8 protein-coding genes are annotated in these 17,617 nt (G+C 40.2%); 3 read left to right on the forward strand and 5 right to left on the reverse strand.

The genetic code is table 11. The features are described from left to right. Positions 1-5: 5 nt before the first annotated feature. From ACKWCD_RS07585 to ACKWCD_RS07595, 3 genes are all read left to right on the forward strand, one after another. Positions 6-1,196, forward strand: coding sequence for a phosphoglycerate kinase (locus ACKWCD_RS07585; RefSeq protein WP_413983339.1), 1,191 nt, complete (start codon positions 6-8; stop codon positions 1,194-1,196). A 119-nt stretch (positions 1,197-1,315) separates the two neighbouring features. Further along, entirely contained in the window at positions 1,316-2,971 is a 1,656-nt protein-coding gene (locus ACKWCD_RS07590) for a lytic transglycosylase domain-containing protein (RefSeq protein ID WP_413983340.1), read from the forward strand. 11 nt (positions 2,972-2,982) lie between these two features. After that, complete coding sequence (locus tag ACKWCD_RS07595; RefSeq protein ID WP_413983341.1) at positions 2,983-3,981, forward strand: DUF4837 family protein; 999 nt, start codon at positions 2,983-2,985, stop codon at positions 3,979-3,981. A gap of 60 nt (positions 3,982-4,041) precedes the next feature. Here the strand turns inward: ACKWCD_RS07595 and ACKWCD_RS07600 are convergent, their stop codons facing one another. The 5 genes from ACKWCD_RS07600 to ACKWCD_RS07620 form a co-directional block, all read right to left on the reverse strand. Beyond that, complete coding sequence (locus ACKWCD_RS07600; protein WP_413983342.1) at positions 4,042-4,239, reverse strand: DUF6747 family protein; 198 nt, start codon at positions 4,237-4,239, stop codon at positions 4,042-4,044. A 290-nt stretch (positions 4,240-4,529) separates the two neighbouring features. Then, positions 4,530-4,700 (reverse strand): DUF6747 family protein, encoded by a 171-nt coding sequence (locus tag ACKWCD_RS07605; RefSeq protein WP_413983343.1) that lies wholly within the window; start codon positions 4,698-4,700, stop codon positions 4,530-4,532. 246 nt (positions 4,701-4,946) lie between these two features. Continuing rightward, entirely contained in the window at positions 4,947-7,445 is a 2,499-nt protein-coding gene (locus tag ACKWCD_RS07610; RefSeq protein WP_413983344.1) for an OmpA family protein, read from the reverse strand. 11 nt (positions 7,446-7,456) lie between these two features. Beyond that, the gene (locus ACKWCD_RS07615) at positions 7,457-8,377 is read right to left on the reverse strand and encodes a PorP/SprF family type IX secretion system membrane protein (protein ID WP_413983345.1); all 921 of its coding nucleotides are present in this window, start codon (positions 8,375-8,377) and stop codon (positions 7,457-7,459) included. 34 nt (positions 8,378-8,411) lie between these two features. Continuing rightward, positions 8,412-17,504 (reverse strand): Ig-like domain-containing protein, encoded by a 9,093-nt coding sequence (locus ACKWCD_RS07620; RefSeq protein ID WP_413983346.1) that lies wholly within the window; start codon positions 17,502-17,504, stop codon positions 8,412-8,414. Between the last annotated feature and the right edge of the window lie 113 nt (positions 17,505-17,617).

Consider the following 17,617-nt stretch of genomic DNA (forward strand, 5'->3'; position numbering starts at 1 on the left):
TGCAAATGAAGACTCTAGAAGATTTTAATTTTGAAAATAAAAAGGCATTAATCCGAGTGGATTTTAATGTGCCTTTGGATGAAGATTTTAACGTCACAGATACCAACAGAATTGAAGCAGCAAAACCTTCAATTATCAAAGTTTTGGAAGACGGTGGCAGTGCAGTTTTGATGAGTCATTTGGGAAGGCCAAAAGGAGAAAGAAATCCTGATTTTTCATTAGAGCATATCTGCAAAACAGTTTCTGAAGTTATCGGTGTTCAAGTGAAATTTGTAAACGATTGTGTTGGCGAAGTTGCTGAGCAAGCAGTTGCTGATTTACAAGCTGGAGAAGTTTTGCTATTAGAGAACCTGAGGTTCCATTCGTCAGAAACCAATGGCGATGCCACTTTCGCAGAGCGACTTTCAAAATTAGGTGACATTTATATCAATGATGCTTTTGGTACCGCGCACCGTGCTCATGCCTCCACAACTGTTGTTGCCCAGTATTTTGGAGAAAACAAGTGCTTTGGCTATTTATTGGCGAAAGAGATAGAATCCATAGAAAAAGTCATGCAAACAGGTGAAAAACCGGTTTTGGCCATATTAGGAGGTGCCAAGGTTTCTTCTAAAATTACAATTATTGAGAATATACTAGATAAAGTAGACCATTTGATTATCGGCGGGGGAATGACCTATACCTTTGTCAAGGCCCAAGGAGGCGAGGTTGGAGATTCTATTTGCGAAGACGATAAAATGCCTTTGGCTCTAGATATTCTAAAGCAAGCTAAAGAAAAAGGAGTCCAAGTTCATATTCCTGTAGATGTTTTGGCTGCGGATGATTTCAGTAATGATGCGAATACAAAAGTGGTTGATGTTGATAAAATACCGAACGGTTGGCAAGGACTAGACGCCGGACCAAGAACTCTAGAAAACTTCAAAGAGGTAATTTTACAAAGCAAAACGATCTTATGGAATGGTCCTGTAGGTGTTTTCGAAATGGAAAACTTTGCTAAGGGAACCATCGGCGTGGGCAACTTTATCGACGAATCAACGCAAGGCGGTGCATTTTCTTTAGTAGGCGGTGGAGACTCCGTTGCTGCAGTAAAGCAATTTGGTTTTCAAGATAGGGTAAGTTATGTGTCTACAGGTGGAGGCGCCATGCTTGAGAGTTTAGAAGGAAAAACCCTGCCAGGAATCGCCGCAATATTAGATTAAATCGGGCGTTATCGATAAACAGGCACATGCCTATTTTATTAGGTTTTAACGAATTGAAATTTTATTCTTTCGGAAAAAAATCGGATTTTCGTTAGCCCGCATTAACTATAGAACTGTTTATGATAGCGAAAAGAAATTTTTTCCTCCCGTTTTTTGCACTTCTGTTTTTTGCTGTTTCAGGTCTAGCTCAAGAAAAAGACAGCATTCCCCAAAAGAGAGATATCAAGATTATTCAGTCTAAGGATATTCCTTTGGATACCACTGCTATGGATATGAAAGGGGTTGAGCAGATGGAGAAAATGGAATCTTCACAAGCCATAAAGGACAATCCTTTGGTACTTCTAAAAGAGGGAGATAAAGGAGCATACAACTTACAAGACAATCCGGAAGCAGCGAAGTATGACAGCTTGTGGATGAAAGAATTGCATGAAAGTGCCACGCTTTTTGATGATATATATAAGGAAGTTTCAACCTTAGACCCTGAAAAGTCTTATGACGTTGAGCTGAACACAGACACTTTAAAAATGCGCCTGGAGTTACTGAATCAGAAGACACCTTTTAATGTGGTTTACAATCCTTCCTTAGAAAATGTAATCAAATCCTTCCTGACGCGTAAACGCGGTTTAATGAATCGCATGCTAACGGTAAGCCAATTTTATTTTCCTCTATTTGAGCAGGAATTCGACAATCACAATATTCCTGTAGAAATGAAATATTTGGCTATTGTGGAATCTGCCCTAAATCCAAAAGCGCGCTCAAGAGTTGGCGCTACAGGGCTTTGGCAATTTATGTACGGCACAGGTAAAGAGCACGGTCTTGATGTGAGCAGTTATGTAGATGAAAGAAGTGACCCCATTAAATCAACCAGAGCAGCTTGTGAGTATTTGAATCGAGTGTATAAGATTTTTGGCGATTGGGATTTGGCCTTGGCAGCTTACAACTCTGGTCCAGGTAACGTGAATAAGGCGATCAGAAGATCTGGCGGTTATAAAAACTATTGGAATATTCGCAAAAATCTTCCACGTGAAACGGCTGGTTATGTGCCAGCATTTTTGGCTACGATGTATTTGTTTGAATATGCTGAAGAACACGGTTTAAAAGGCGAAAAGGTAGCCCGACCTTATTTTGAAACGGATACCGTTCATGTAAAAAGTATTATCACTTTTGATCAAATTTCTGAATTGGTTGGTATCAGCAAAGAAGAATTAGAAGTATTGAATCCGTCGTACAAACTTAAAGTGATCCCTTATGTGAAAGGCAAGGATTATACATTGCGTTTGCCTAGAAAAGAGATGGGCAAGTTTGTGAATAACGAGTCAGCTATCTATGCGCATGTAGAAAAGGAATTGAAGAGTAAAGAGAGTCCGTTGCCAGCCTTGGTAAAAGCGGCTCAGCAAAATCGTGTTAGATATAGAGTTCGCAGCGGAGATTATTTAGGAAAAATCGCCGAACGCTATGGTGTAAGGGTAAGTCAAATTAAAAGCTGGAACGGACTTCGTAGTAATAATTTACGTGTCGGACAGCGTCTGACTATTTATCCTAGAGGTACACGTGGTGTTGCTGCCACCTCTAAAAAGAAGACTACTACAAAACCTGTGAGCTTAAAAAATGTACCTAGTAATAAAATACATGTTGTTAAGAGCGGAGATTCACTTTGGACCATTTCTAGAACCTATCAAGGAATTAGCATTGAAAATTTACGAGAATGGAACGGTATTAGTGGTAAGAATCTAAAACCGGGCATGAAGCTAAAACTTTGCGATTGCTCCTCATAATTAAATGACCTATGAAAGCACTTAGAACACTACTATTTCTGGCCTTTGTTGGCCTTGTTTCTTGTAATAATGGAAAATCTCAAAATTATTTACCCAGCTCGATAGGAGCCGTAAATCGCGTAACCGTGGTTATGGATAATGAGCTTTGGAAGGGTGAAGTAGGTGATAAGGTGAGAGAACATTTTGCGGCGACTGCGGTAGGGTTGACTTGGGAAGAGTCTATTTTGACTTTGAATCAAGTACCTCCCAAAGTATTCACCGGATCTTTGTTAACTACAAAGGCTATTTTACTTGTCAAAAAAGACACCGCTGATGTAGTTGAATTAAAGACAGATGTATATGCTACTCCTCAAAGGATGGCTGTTTTTAAAGGACGCACTAATAAAGAAATAATGGACGATATAGATGCAAAGGCAGATGAGATTATAGCATCATATAAAGCTATGGAACTTAAAGAAACACAAACACGACTATTAAAATCGTTGAATAAAGAAGGGGTTTTAGAAGAAAAATTCAATATTACAATGAGTGTGCCTTCCATTTATAAAGTAGGAAGGCAGGAAGACAACTTTGTTTGGATGGATAGAGAGATTCAAAAAGGCCATATGAATATAATAGCTTACCAAATGCCAGCAAACAGTTTTTCTGTAGATTCTACTTTGGTACGAGACATCGTTAAAATGCGTGATTCTATAGGTGCCTTGTATATACCAGGTGATGATGTGCCTAATAAAGTAACGCATATGAGAACAGAACCTGCATTTTCTCCTTCCATATTTCCAGCAGAAATAGCTGGAAGGAAAGCTATTGAAGTTCGAGGTATCTGGGATATTAAAAATTACCCCATGGCTGGACCTTTCTTAACTTATATTATTGATGATAATGATAGAAAGCTTGTTGTTGAAGGATTCACTTTTGCGCCGGCAACAAATAAGAGGGATGATATGTTTAGACTAGAAGCCATTATGAAAACTGTAAGGTTTACGAATAAGCAAACTGTTGAGAAGTAAAAAAGCACCCTTTTAACAGATGCTTTTTTACGTTGTGCTTTTAATTATATCATTCTAGTTCTAGAATGCGAAGCCTGTAGAAAGTCGAAACACAAATGCATATACAGTTATAGCCCACAAGCACAGACAAATCCAAGAAAAGGTCTTAAAATACTTTATTAGAAACTGCTGTGTCCAGTCTCTGAATGCTTCAATGTAAATTTCTTTAACTAGTAAAAATTTCTTCATATTCATACGGAGTTTTAATATTACTAACATCTCAAAGGTCTAGTATTTTGCAGGCGCAGTGACAATTTATTGGATATAAGGATCTAAAACTTCGCCGTATAAATACAATATTGTAATATTCGGACAAAAAGCGGATCTAGGGGGATGAATAGCAAAACGAAAATATAAGAATAGGTTTACAAAGGCATTGTTTTTGGTCTAAACTCGCTTTTCAATGTAGGAGGAATCGACAAGAACAATCATGACCTCAATTAAAATTAAGTCAACTAAAAAAGCGCCCTTTAAGGGCGCTTTTGATAGGTTAGGTTGGTTAAGTTGTATTAATCGAATGCAAAGCCAGTAACGACTCTGAAAACGAATGCATAAAGCACAATCAAGAAACTTGCAAAGCAGAACCAAGAGAAAGCTTTAAAATAAGACTTTACTAGTTTCGTGCCCAGATTTTTGAAGGCTTCTAAATAGATTTCTTTGATAAGTAGTACGTTTTTCATGTATTTTAAGATTTGGGTTATGGATCAATTTGGTCTTTATATAACTTAAAATCGGTGAATTACGTATTTTACCTGATGTATTTTGTTGTGAATAGTATTTGATCTGTTGTGAAACAAATAATAAGTGTGCTTTCAGGAATTAAAATGGCTTTGAATGTTCCATAACAACTATGTGGCAAGGAATTATTAAACAAAAAAACCGCTGCCTTTGGGGCTAGCGGTTTTGATATTAGTTCTTATAGAGTATTACATGTTTACAATAATAAATTCAGATCGTCTGTTTGCGAAATGTTGTTTTTCTGTACAAGCAAAGCTACCATCACATCCATTGACTAGTCTTTCTTCACCGTAACCAATTGCGCTTTCTATTCTAGAAGGAGCGATTCCTTTAGAAATGATATAATCACGTGTAGATTTAGCTCTTCTGTCTGATAAATACTTGTTGTAAGCCTTCTTACCTCTTGAATCTGTATGTGATTCAATTTTAATAACCATATTTGGATATTCCGTCATTACCTCAACAAGTTTATCAAGTTCTTCAGATGCATCTCTACGTATGTAGGACTTATCAAAGTCAAAGTAAATCATTTCGGTTTTCAATTTCTTAATTCCGTCTTCAACTGCGATCATCTCTTTTAATTTTCGCATTTCTAAATCTACTTGTACTGTATCGTTTTCAATTGTGGTCACCTCTTGAACATTTTCGAAATAGGTATCACTTGTTGCCTTTATAGTATATTTTTTATCGGCTTCTAAATCTTCAAAGATGAAATATCCATCATCATCTGTCATCATTTCTTTGAGCTTAATACCATTTTCGTCTAACAGTTCAACCAAAGCTTGCGGCATAATATCTCCTGTAATCAATTCTGTTACAACCCCGGCGATAGCATTGGAACTAGCAGGCACTTCTTCTATTACAAGTCGTTTGAAGGAATAAATGTCATCGTCACCTTTACCGTCTGCTCTATTTGAAGCGAAAAACCCTTGTTGGTTTTCTTCATTTATAATGTATGAGAAATCATCTTTATTGCTATTAACAGGCTTTCCTAAGTTTTTAACTTCTTCAAAACCTTCTTCCGTGTAAGCGCTCTCATAAACATCTAGTCCTCCAAGGCCAGTATGACCATCAGATGAAAAGTAGAGTTTTTGGTCATTTATAAAAGGGAACATTTCTTTTCTTTCTGTATTTATTTCTGGTCCTAAGTTCCGTGGCTCGGAGAACGAATTATCTCCGTTAACATCAACAACAAAAATGTCGGTTTGACCTATACTCCCAGGCATATCAGAAACAAAATAAAGCTGCTTGCCATCGGGACTTAAAGCTGGATGTCCTGTAGAATAATCATCACTATTAAAAGGTACTTCAATAGCGTCTGACCATGATCCATTTATCTTTCTAGACATATAAATCTTAAGATGATTCACGCCATTTTTATCGCGCTTTAGTTTTTTGCCATAATTATTCCGGGTAAAGTACATGGTTTCGTTATCCGGTGAAAACGTTACAGAAGCCTCATGGTACTTTGTGTTGATTTTTTTAGAAAACTTAATGGCATTTTTTAAATCTTGAGATTCTTCATTGATTTTAGCTACGTACAAATCAAGGTACGGTTGATTATTCCACTTATACCGTCTGGTATTTAAAAAAGAGGAATCCTTGGCCGACGCGAAAACTATCTGAGTGGAATCTAAAAACATTGGAGAGAAATCAGAATATTCTGTATTTATAGCTAAATTTTTCAATTTATAATCAGACTCATTGTTTAAAATTTCGTCTAAGACCATTTCGTTTGGCAAAGTAATATTTGAATCAAGATCAGCTAGCTCACCTTTCTCCATTTTTTTATTATACAAACGCATAAGACGTTTTGACCTTGCATACTTTCCTGTTCCCTTTAATGAGTGAGCATACTTAAAGACATTGTCTGCTGACATTTCTTTGCCATATTTGATATACAATTTGTTATACCATTCATATGCCTTTTCCATATTGGTATTGAAATAATAAGAATCGGCGGCTTTCTGCATTATTTCATACGTATTATTTCCGTCACCTTTTGTAAGGACTTTTTCATAAAGTTCTGCGGCTTCCGCATACCACATTTTATCAAAGTAGTGATCAGCGCGCTGAATTAGTTTAGTCTTATTGGGGGTCTCATTTATATTTGTGGCTATACTTTTAGCGGTGTTAGACTCTCCAAGCATGTCATAGCTTACATCTTCAACCTGTACAAGTTTAGGATTTGATCGCCCCATTTCCTCATCTGTTTGAGCTACTTGTGTACCGTTTTCAACGCTGAGTATCCAAACATCGCCTTTATATTCACCATCAAATGAGCTCGCACACGCGTCAACTGCTTCTAGACCAAATGGAAAATGTTGTAGATAAACGTAGTTCAAATTATTCTCAGGATTCAATATAGAGCCTGCATTGAACCCTTTCTTTTTTAATTTTTTAATCGAACGTTTAAGATTTCTTCCTTCACTGAACACTCCCATAATGGCATAGTAACCATCTTCAACCCCGTCAAGACCATCGAATGAACGATGAGGAATATTATTCTTTTTAGCGGCTTCTTCAAAAGTTTCTGAAATAGAAATGAACTCTGTAGCCTCGGTATTTGCTTCGGAGGTGTCAAAGTTGATTGAACCGGTGGTTTGGTCTATATCAGTTTCCTGAATATTTTGAGCACCTATCCCAAGGGACAGTAATAAAAGGCAGGTGGTAATTAGTCGTTTCATGATTTGGGTTATTAGAAGAATCTAGGGGACTTCAATCTATTTTCGCTTGATATCCATTGGTATCGCAAGAAGATTTCGTGGGTTCCGGTATTATAGTTATTTAATTCGTTTATACTAAAATCATAGGCATAGCCTATATTAAATTTTGGTGAAATCTGGAAGCCTAGTAGACCGCTGACAGAATCATCCCATCTGTAGTTAACGCCTAAATTTAGAGTTTCGTATACTAAAAAATTTGCAGATACATCAACGGCTAATGGAGCTCCTAAAACTTGTTTAACAAAAAAGGAGGGTTTGAACTTCAAATCGTGGTTAAGGTCAAACACATATCCACCAATTAGAAAGAAATGCATGCGCTCTAGAGCTTCAGATTCTTGTATCTCATCATAATGTGCATTTGTGAACACATTAGGGGTAGATAGGCCTAAATAAAACTTATCGGTATAATAAAAAAGTCCAGCACCAATACTTGGTAATAACTTGGTATTAATATTTTCGTTGAAAATTGCTTCAGGGTCTCTAAATAGGCCTTTTGACCAATCTAAACTGAAAAATCGAACTCCAGCTTTTAAACCGAGAGCTAATCGATGTCCTTTTCGATTTAGAACTAACTGATGTGCGTAGTTGCCATCTATATAAGTCTCGGTAGACGGCCCTAGCTGATCTTGAACAATGGAGAGCCCGATACCGTCAAATTTGCCAATCGGCGAATCTATACCGAACGTTATAGTCTGTGGAGAACCTTCTAGACCAACCCATTGACTGCGAAACATTGAAAGTAAGGTCAAATGTCCACGTGACCCTGAATACCCGGGATTCACAGTCATCGTATTATACTGATAATGCGTATACTGAGGATCTTGCTGGCTAAAACCAGCATATGATGCTAGTGCTAAAGTTAATACTAATAAATATTTTCTCAATAAGGTCATTTCTCGTTTTTCTAACATCAATTGATTGCCATAGTTATCTGCTTATATATAACCATCCAGATTTAGGAGGGGTTTGACTTTCACCTAATTGTAGTGTATAATAATATGTGCCGACAGGAAGTTTTTGAGAACCGCCTGTTGTAACTCTTCCCATGGACGTTCCATTCCAACTATTATCGTAATTTCTCATTTCGAACACTTTGACTCCCCAGCGATTAAATACTTGTAAAATATTATCTGGGTATTGTTCAATGCATTCTATAAAGAAAACATCATTCGCGCCATCGCCATTTGGTGAAAATTCATTGAAAACTGTCAAGCATTCAGATTGCGTGATTTCGGGAGTGGCTTCGGCGCGGTCGTTATCAAGGTTGAGGTCGATTTGATCTACATAAATTAGTTGGGCTATGTTAGTATAATCCTCAACATCAGTCACTGTAACGGTCATTTCTAAAGAAGCGGTTGTTCCAATGGCAATGAAAGGTATTTCCCAAGTGAAGGTTGTTTCATTGTATGTGCCAGTATCAGCAGAAGTTGAAACCAATATATACCCTGATGGCAGTATATCTTCTATTCCGATATTGGTAGCATCGTACGAACTATTGTTGGTTGCCGTAACTGTAAACACTATCGTATCTTCAAAGAAAGTCTGTTGTTTGTCAACTGTTTTGTTGATTTCCAAGTCAACCGTTGGAGGGTCAATCATGTGACTAATCTCATCATCTTCACTTTGGTCGCCATCGTCGTTGTTTGGAGTAGAGTCGGGATCAAATTGATCCGATGCAATGATTTGTGCCACATTGGTATATTCATCTACCGCATTTGTTGGCGTATTTAAAGTCACTTCATAACTGAGCGTTTGGCTGCCAACGGGCATATTTGGAATATCCCAAGAAATAACATTTCCAGAGACAGTTCCGCCATCGTTAACTGTTCCTAATGTATAACCAATAGGTAAGGTGTCTTCAATAATAACATTGGTAGCGATACCGGGTCCTTCGTTAGTAAGGGTCAATTCAAAAGTTACCGTATCTCCCGCATTTGGTGATGGATTGGAAGCTGCGCTCAGGGTTTTATTCAAACTTAAATCGGCCGGAATAAGAACAATTTCTGCATTGTCTTCATCATCTTCACTTTGATCACCATCATCGTTGTTAGGGGTAGAATCAGGGTCTAATTGGTCAACAGCTATAATTTGTACTGTATTTAGGTATTCTCCCATTGTGTTGGTAGGCACGTTTATGGTTACTTCAAAGCTCAAAGTCGAAGACGTACCGTTTGGTATATTTAACCCACTCCATGAGATTGTGTTAGCTGTTTGGGTACCGCCGTTATTGATGCTTGTAATTGTAAATCCGGATGGAACAACATTTTCAATAGCAACGTTGGTGGCATCATCGGTTCCGTTATTGATAACTTCAACCGTAAATGTCAAGGTATCACCAGGGTTGCCAGAATCTGGCGTAACAGTATTTACTATTTCAAGGTCAGTAGATTGGAGGATTAATAGGATGTTATCCTCGTCATCTTCACTTTGGTCTCCGTCATCGTTGTTCGGTGCAGAATCAGCATCGAATTGGTCTACTGTAGTTACTTGAACCGTATTTAGGTATTCATCAGGAATATTCACCGGATTGTTTACAGTTACTTCAAAAGTAACCGTAGCCGTAGTTCCGTTAGGAATGTTAAGTCCCGACCATGAAATTACATTTCCACTTTGCGAGCCGCCGTCGTTTATGTTGGTTACGGTAAATCCGCTTGGCACTACGTTTTCAAGACTCACATTTGTAGCATCATTTGGACCATTATTAAGAATATCAGCGGTTAATGTTAATGCATCGCCGGGATTTGCAGTTGGCTGCGAAATTGAATTTGTTACTTCAAGGTCTGCGACTTGTGGCGTAACAGCTACCGCAGCTTCATCATCCTCGCTTTGGTCTCCATCATCGTTGTTTGGAGCAGAATCTGAATCGAAGTTGGTAGCAAATGTTACTTGTGCAACGTTGCTGTATTCGTTCGCTGTACCAGTCGGGGTATTCACTGTTGCGCTTATGGTTATTGATGAACTGCTTCCATTAGTCAATGCAGGAAGTGTCCAATTTCCGGAGACGTTGTCATACGTTCCGTTGGTGGCATTTCCAGTATCTGAAGTATAGGTATATCCAATAGGAAGCGGGTCATGCACAATACTTCCACCTACATCATCGCTAGGCCCGTCATTTGTGGCAGTTAATGTGAATATAACTGTATCACCAACATTCGGATTTGCAACATCTACCGTTTTTTCTAATCGGATATCAGAGGTAGCTCCTACGGTAATAGTAACGCTATCTGTGTTTTCGCAGGTATTCCCATCTGTTCCTATAACAGTATATGTGGTGGTGACCAATGGAAATACGGTATCACCATCTGTTACTCCATTGTCCCAAACATAGGAAGTCGCACCTGAACCAGTTAGGGTAACCGGTTCTCCGGCATTTATGGTAATTGTGCTTGCATTCGCAATTACTGAAGGCAAAGCATTTATTGTTAAAACAACGGGAGTCCGGGCAAAACTTACACATGAAGAGGTATCATCACTACTTTCTGCGAAATAGGTAATAGTTCCAACAGAATTTAAAGTTGGACTAGCAATTACATTCCCTCCAGAAGCCGAATCGTACCAAATCACGCTTGAACCAACAGGGGCATTTGCTGCTGCTGTTAAGGTTTGAATAGGGCTTGTCTCACATTGTGTTTGATCACCTCCGCTAACTGGATTTGTTGGTGTAGCCTGAATTGTTAAAGCTACGGCTGTTCTAGTGCTACTTACACAATTGGTTACATTTTGAACACTTTCTGCGAAGTAGGTCGCTGTTCCAACTGTATTAAGAGTTGGACTAGCCACTACATTCCCTCCTGAAGCCGCATCGTACCAAACAACGGTTGCATCAACAGGCGCAGTTGCCGTTGCGGTTAAAGTTTGAATAGGGCTCGATTCACATTCTGTTTGGTTTCCACCATTTGTGGGGGCATTTACTACCGGACAGCTGCAATTAGGAGCTGTAATGGCTAAAGTCTGTGCACAAGTATTAGGCGCCGCAACAGTTAGAGTGATGTTGTTTCCAGAAGTAATTCCGGAGATAGTCCAATTGTTCCCACCATTATCAATGACAGTTCCTTCTGTAGAGGTTACCGTTCCTTCACTTACGTTTACGGAAACTGCATAGGTCAGTAAATCTGGCGCGCAAGTTGGCGCGCTTGATATTGTTATATCTGGTGTGTCTTCAATTGTTAAAATGACAGGAGTCCGTGCAAAACTTACACATGAGGTGATATCATCGCTACTTTCCGCGAAATAAGTAATAGTTCCTACCGTATTTAAGGTTGGGCTAGCAATTACATTCCCTCCGGAAGCTGCATCGTACCAAACTACAGTTGAACCAACTGGAACTGTTGCAGTCGCAGTTAGAGTTTGGATAGGGCTTGCCTCACATTGTGTTTGATCTCCGCCACTAATTGGATTAGCTGGCGTAGCCTGAATTGTCAAAACTACCGCGGTTCTTGTGCTGCTTGTACAACTTGTAATATTATCTCTGCTTTCTGCGAAGTAGGTTGCCGTTCCAACGGTATTAAGAGTTGGACTGGCAACTACATTACCTCCCGAAGCCGCATCGTACCAAACAACGGTCGCATCAACAGGCGCAGTAGCGTTAGCAGTCAAGGTTTGAACAGGACTTGCTTCACATTCTGTTTGGTTTCCACCACTTGTTGGGGCATTTACTACCGGACAGCTGCAATTAGGCGCTGTAATGGCCAAATTCTGTGCACAGGCATTAGGTGCGGTAACGGTCAGGGTGATATTATTTCCAGAAGTAATTCCGGAGATAGTCCAATTGTTCCCACCATTATCAATGACAGTTCCTTCTGTTGAAGTAACAGTTCCTTCACTTACGTCTACGGAAACCGTATAGGTCAGTAAATCTGGTGCACAAGTAGGCGCGTTTGATATTGTAATATCGGGTGTATCTTGAATGGTTAGAACAACAGGAGTCCTTGCAAAACTTACGCATGAAGAGGTATCATCACTACTTTCTGCGTAATAGGTTACCGTTCCAACGGAATTTAAAGTTGGGCTAGCGACTACATTCCCTCCGGAAGCTGCATCATACCAAACTATACTTGAATCAACAGGAGCTGTTGCAGTCGCAGTTAAAGTTTGAATAGGGCTTGTCTCACATTGTGTTTGGTCTCCGCCACTAACTGGATTTGTTGGTGTAGCCTGTATTGTTAAAGCTACGGCGGTTCTAGTGCTACTCACACAATTGGTTACATTTTGAACACTTTCTGCGTAATAAGTTGCCGTTCCAACCGAATTTAAAGTAGGGCTAGCAACTACATTTCCTCCGGAAGCCGCATCATACCAAACCACGGTTGCACCCGACGGAGGTGTTGCAGTAGCGGTCAAAGTTTGAATAGGACTTGCTTCACATTGCGTTTGGTCTCCGCCACTTGTTGGAGCGTTTACGATAGGGCAACTACAATTTGGCGCCGTAATCGTAATGATATCAGAACATGAATTCAGAGCTGTAACGGTTGCAGTAATATTATTTCCAGAAGTAATTCCGGAGATAGTCCAATTGTTCCCACCATTATCAACGACCGTTCCTTCGGAAGAAGTAACTGTTCCTTCACTTACATCCACCGATACCGAATATGTGGTTAAATCCAATGAACAACTTGCCGAACTCGGCGTTTCAGAGATTGTAGGAGTATCTTGTATGGTAAGTGTAACAGGGGTTCTTGTATTACTAACACAACTTGTGGCTCCATTTTGGCTCTCAGCGTAATACGTTATTGTACCGACAGTATTCAAAGTTGGGCCAGGTACAACGCTTCCACCTGATGAAGCATCATACCAAATAACACTTGAACCTGCAGGGGCAGTTGCCGTTGCTGTTAAAGTTTGAATTGGGTTTGCTTCACATTGCGTTTGGTTTCCACCGCTTGTTGGTGCCGTGGGATTTGGTTGTATCGTCAAGGTAACGGCAGTTCTTGAAAAACTAGGGCAAGAAGTTATATCATCACGGCTTTCTGCATAATAGGTTACAGTACCCACAGAATTCAAGGTTGGGGAAGCAACTGTATTTCCTCCAGAGGCTGCATCATACCATACAATATTCTTTCCGGCACCGCTAGTTGCTGTGGCAGTTAATGTCTGTGTTGGTGAAGCTTCACATTCTGTTTGGTCACCTCCGCTTGCCGGCGCTAAAGGAGCGTCTTGAATGGTTAGGGTTACAGGAGTTCTCGTAGAACTTGTACAACCATTCAGATTATCTACACTTTCTGCGAAATAGGTTATAGTCCCAACGGTGTTCAAAGTTGCACTTGCGACTGTGTTTCCACCGGTTGCGGCATCATACCATGAAATACTGGCGCCAGATGGCGGCGTTGCCATTGCTGTTAATGTCTGTATAGGATTGGCTTCGCATTCGGTTTGGTTACCACCACTTGTTGGTGCATTTACAGTTGGGCAACCACAATTTGGTGCATTGATGGCTATATTTTCTGAACAGGTATTTGAATCGGTTACGGTGACCGTGATGTTGTTTCCGGAAGTAATATTGCTTATGGTCCAATCATTGCCGCCTGTATTTGTGACTGTACCTTCAGAACTGGTTACTGTGCCGTTGCTCACGCTTACGGACAAGGAATATGTACTTAAATCAGTAGAACAAGCAGGAGCGCTGGTTACAGTGATTGTTGGATTCGGATTTACAGTTACCGTAATGGAATCGGTGTCTTGGCAACCATTGGCATCAGTTCCGGTCACTGTAAACGTTGTAGTCGAATTTATTGTGAATGGCACTCCGTTGGTAACGCCGTTGTCCCAAGAGTACGATTGTGCTCCAGAACCTGTCAAGGTTACAGATTCTCCTTGACAAACTTCGGTATCTGTGACGTTAGCTGTCACGGTCAAATTATTTTCAACAGTAATATCAAAACTATAAGAGTCTGTGTTACCATAGGTATCAGTAACTTCAAAGGTATTCGTAGTTGTTCCAATTGGGAAAGTACTTCCTGAGGCTAAGCCAGCGGTTTGTATGATATTGAATTCAGCTGGAGCACAACCATTTGAGGGGTCAGACAATTTGATTCCGGGGATCGTAAGGTTATCCATTCGAATGCGCTTACTGGTATTTCTTTTTATATCAGTATCAAACTCAAAACGAATACGATAATTTCCACTGAATGAAATTGGCGCATTAGCCGTATGTAAATTAAGGTCAGTATAAGTGTAGGTATAGAAAGGTGTTGGGTCGATGTTACCAGCTTCATCCTCGGTAAAAAGTCTAACTGTAGTTATATCATTTGGAAAATTTTGCAGCCGATGGATAAAACCGATTTCACCTGTGCCATTAAAATACATCAAAGGACTTACCAACCCTCTCGTTTGGCCTGGTTCCACTTCAGAAGTTCTAAAGCTTCTACTTCCGGCCAATGCACTTGAATTAGAAACGTCGCTTCCAAAGAAAATCCAACATTCTGCAATCAAGTCGTTTCTACTGGGCACCTCAAAATCTGTTGCAACGGGATACTCGCCTGTACTCATTACGCAATTATCGGCAGCAACAGGATCAGTATAATTTACAATTGCCGTACAACCTGCATTGTTGGCTTGCACTGTAGTATTTGCAGGACCTGTAAGTTCTGGGGTGACGTTATCGGTCACTATCACGTCAAAGCTGCAAGTATCAGTATTTCCAGCACCATCAGTAGCAGTATAGATTACGGTTGTTGTACCAGGCAAAAACTCATCCCCAGGACTGTATCCATTACTTGTGATGGTCGCGCTTCCACAATCATCTGTGGCTGTAGGGGGTGTCCAAGTAACTAGAGCACCACAACTACCTGCCGTACTGTTAGCCGCAATAGGCCCTGTAGGACATCCGGCGAGAACGGGAGGTGTATTGTCTTCTACGGTCAATGTCGCTGGATTGGATATTGCATCTGAACATGTGGCGGCAGCGCTAGAAGCGACCATACGATATTGATTTCCGTTCATACCTAGAGTAGCACCATTGATGTTAAGCGTCGTGGTCGTAGTGTTACTGTACGGAGACGCCTCAGCTAAATCGCTCCAAATACCACTACCAAATTCTTGCCATTGGTAGGTACTTGTATTTGAGGCCGTAGCAGTGAAAGAAACGTTACCATTTGGGCAAATTGTTTGATTAGTTGGATTTGCTGAAATGGCAGGAGCTGTATTGACATTTACAGTCAACCTAGTCCTCGCACTTTCACAATTAGTGCTTCCGGATACCGCTGATTGCGTGACCCAGAAGAACTGTTGACCTGCTATGGAAGTGTTTGGTTGTGTTGTTCCAGGTATTTCCGTACCGCCACTTGCAGCTGTATACCATCTTAAATTAGTGCCAGTTGCATGTGAATCAAGTTGTGCCGAAATATCACCAATACAATATTCTACAGGAGATGTAATACTTGGCGCCAATGGAAGCGAATGAACAATAACATCCACCTGCGTCCTATTGCTGATACAACCCGTACCTGCGTCTTCTTGCTCAACATAGTATGAGGTGGTTCCTGCGGTTGTCGTATTTGGCACAGGTGCAGAAGGATATAAGGTTCCCCCAGTAGCTGCGTCGTACCAACGAATCATATTGCCAGGATCACCCAAGGCGGTCAAAGCAGTGGCGGAATCATTTACACAATATTCTATAGGACTGGTAGTGGCTGGTGGGCTGGGTTGCGGATTTTGAATCAAAGTAATAGGTGTTCTGGTAGAACTTACACAACCTGTAAGGGGGTTTCGAGTCTCTACATAAAACGTGCCCGGACCAGTTGGTGTATAGGTGGTGCTATCTGCAAGCAATAGGCTAGTTCCAGAAGGGTTTGCGTACCAATCTGCTGTTTGACCGGGACCTACCGTAACTGACAATTCTGGAATTGCAGTGCCCTCGCAATAAGTTTCACTTGAACCTGCAGGGGCATTTATGTTGTTATTAACTGTTACGTTAAATTGGTTGAAAGCAATATTACCCGAGGCATCTTCGGTAAAATACCTTAAGGTTGTTGTTCCTACAGGAAATTCTACATTGCTCCTATAGGGAAAACCACCAATCTGGGAAACACGAAGGTTAGCGGCAGGACAAGAGCCTGATAAACCTTCGTCTGCCACAACGAAACCAGGAATATATAAATCGTCTAAGACTACCTTGTGGTTTCTATTTCTATTAGCATCAAACTCGAATTGAACATAATAGTTTCCGCTTAATGTAATAGGAATGAAAGTGTTTTGAACGACTTCATCTGTATAGGCATAGTTATAAATAACCGTTTCTCCTCCAGATGTATTTATAAGTTTAACCGTAACTTCTGGTCTGTGGTTGTTTAGGTTTCCTGTTTGGACACCTCTCAACAATCTATGGTCAAATAAAATATCGCCATCACCATTGAAGCGCGTTAGTGGTGTCTTAAAAATTCTGGTATCAAAGTTTACTAATTCGAAAGTCTCTAATTCATTTGAACCATTCACTAGGCCCTGAGTTCCTACAAGGGTCCCTATGAATTCATAGCATAATTGAGAAAAGTCTTCTCCACCATCAAAATCTTGCTCCAAAGGAGATTCACCCGTACCCGCCGGGCAATTATCCGTAGCTTGAGGAAACGGAAATGTTACAACGGCACCACAACTACCTGGATCTACATCAACAGTAATATCGGAGGGAACGGTAATAACCGGAGCTTGAATATCTAAAACCTCTACAGTAAACTCGCAGAATGAAGTACCATTCGAATCTGTAGCACGATAGATTACGCGATGGGTGCCAGGAAAGAAAGAATCTCCTGGGTTATAATTACTAGTCATGGTGATAGGCCCAGAACCTGATGCCGTTGGAGGTGTCCATGTTACCACTGCGGTACAATCGCCCGAAACGGGCATAATATTTGAAATATTGGAAGGGCAGTTCGAAAAGGTTGGCACATAAAGCGAGGCTGTACTATCATCAATACGATTGACAACATTGGCCTTGATGCTTTTACTAGAATCGGTTTTAGGAACGATGTGACTAGTAAAACCAAAAAAAATAAGCACAACAAAAATTTGCTTGAGTAGGTGCGGCATAAATATCGTAAAACTTGGTCAAATAGAACTACCAGCTAGGGGGGACAGCCTGCAGTAATACTTTAATTATTAACTCCTTAACGGAGATTTTAACATTTGTGATACGTAAATGT

Source organism: Maribacter taeanensis, assembly GCF_047345145.1.
Lineage (GTDB): Bacteria > Bacteroidota > Bacteroidia > Flavobacteriales > Flavobacteriaceae > Maribacter_C.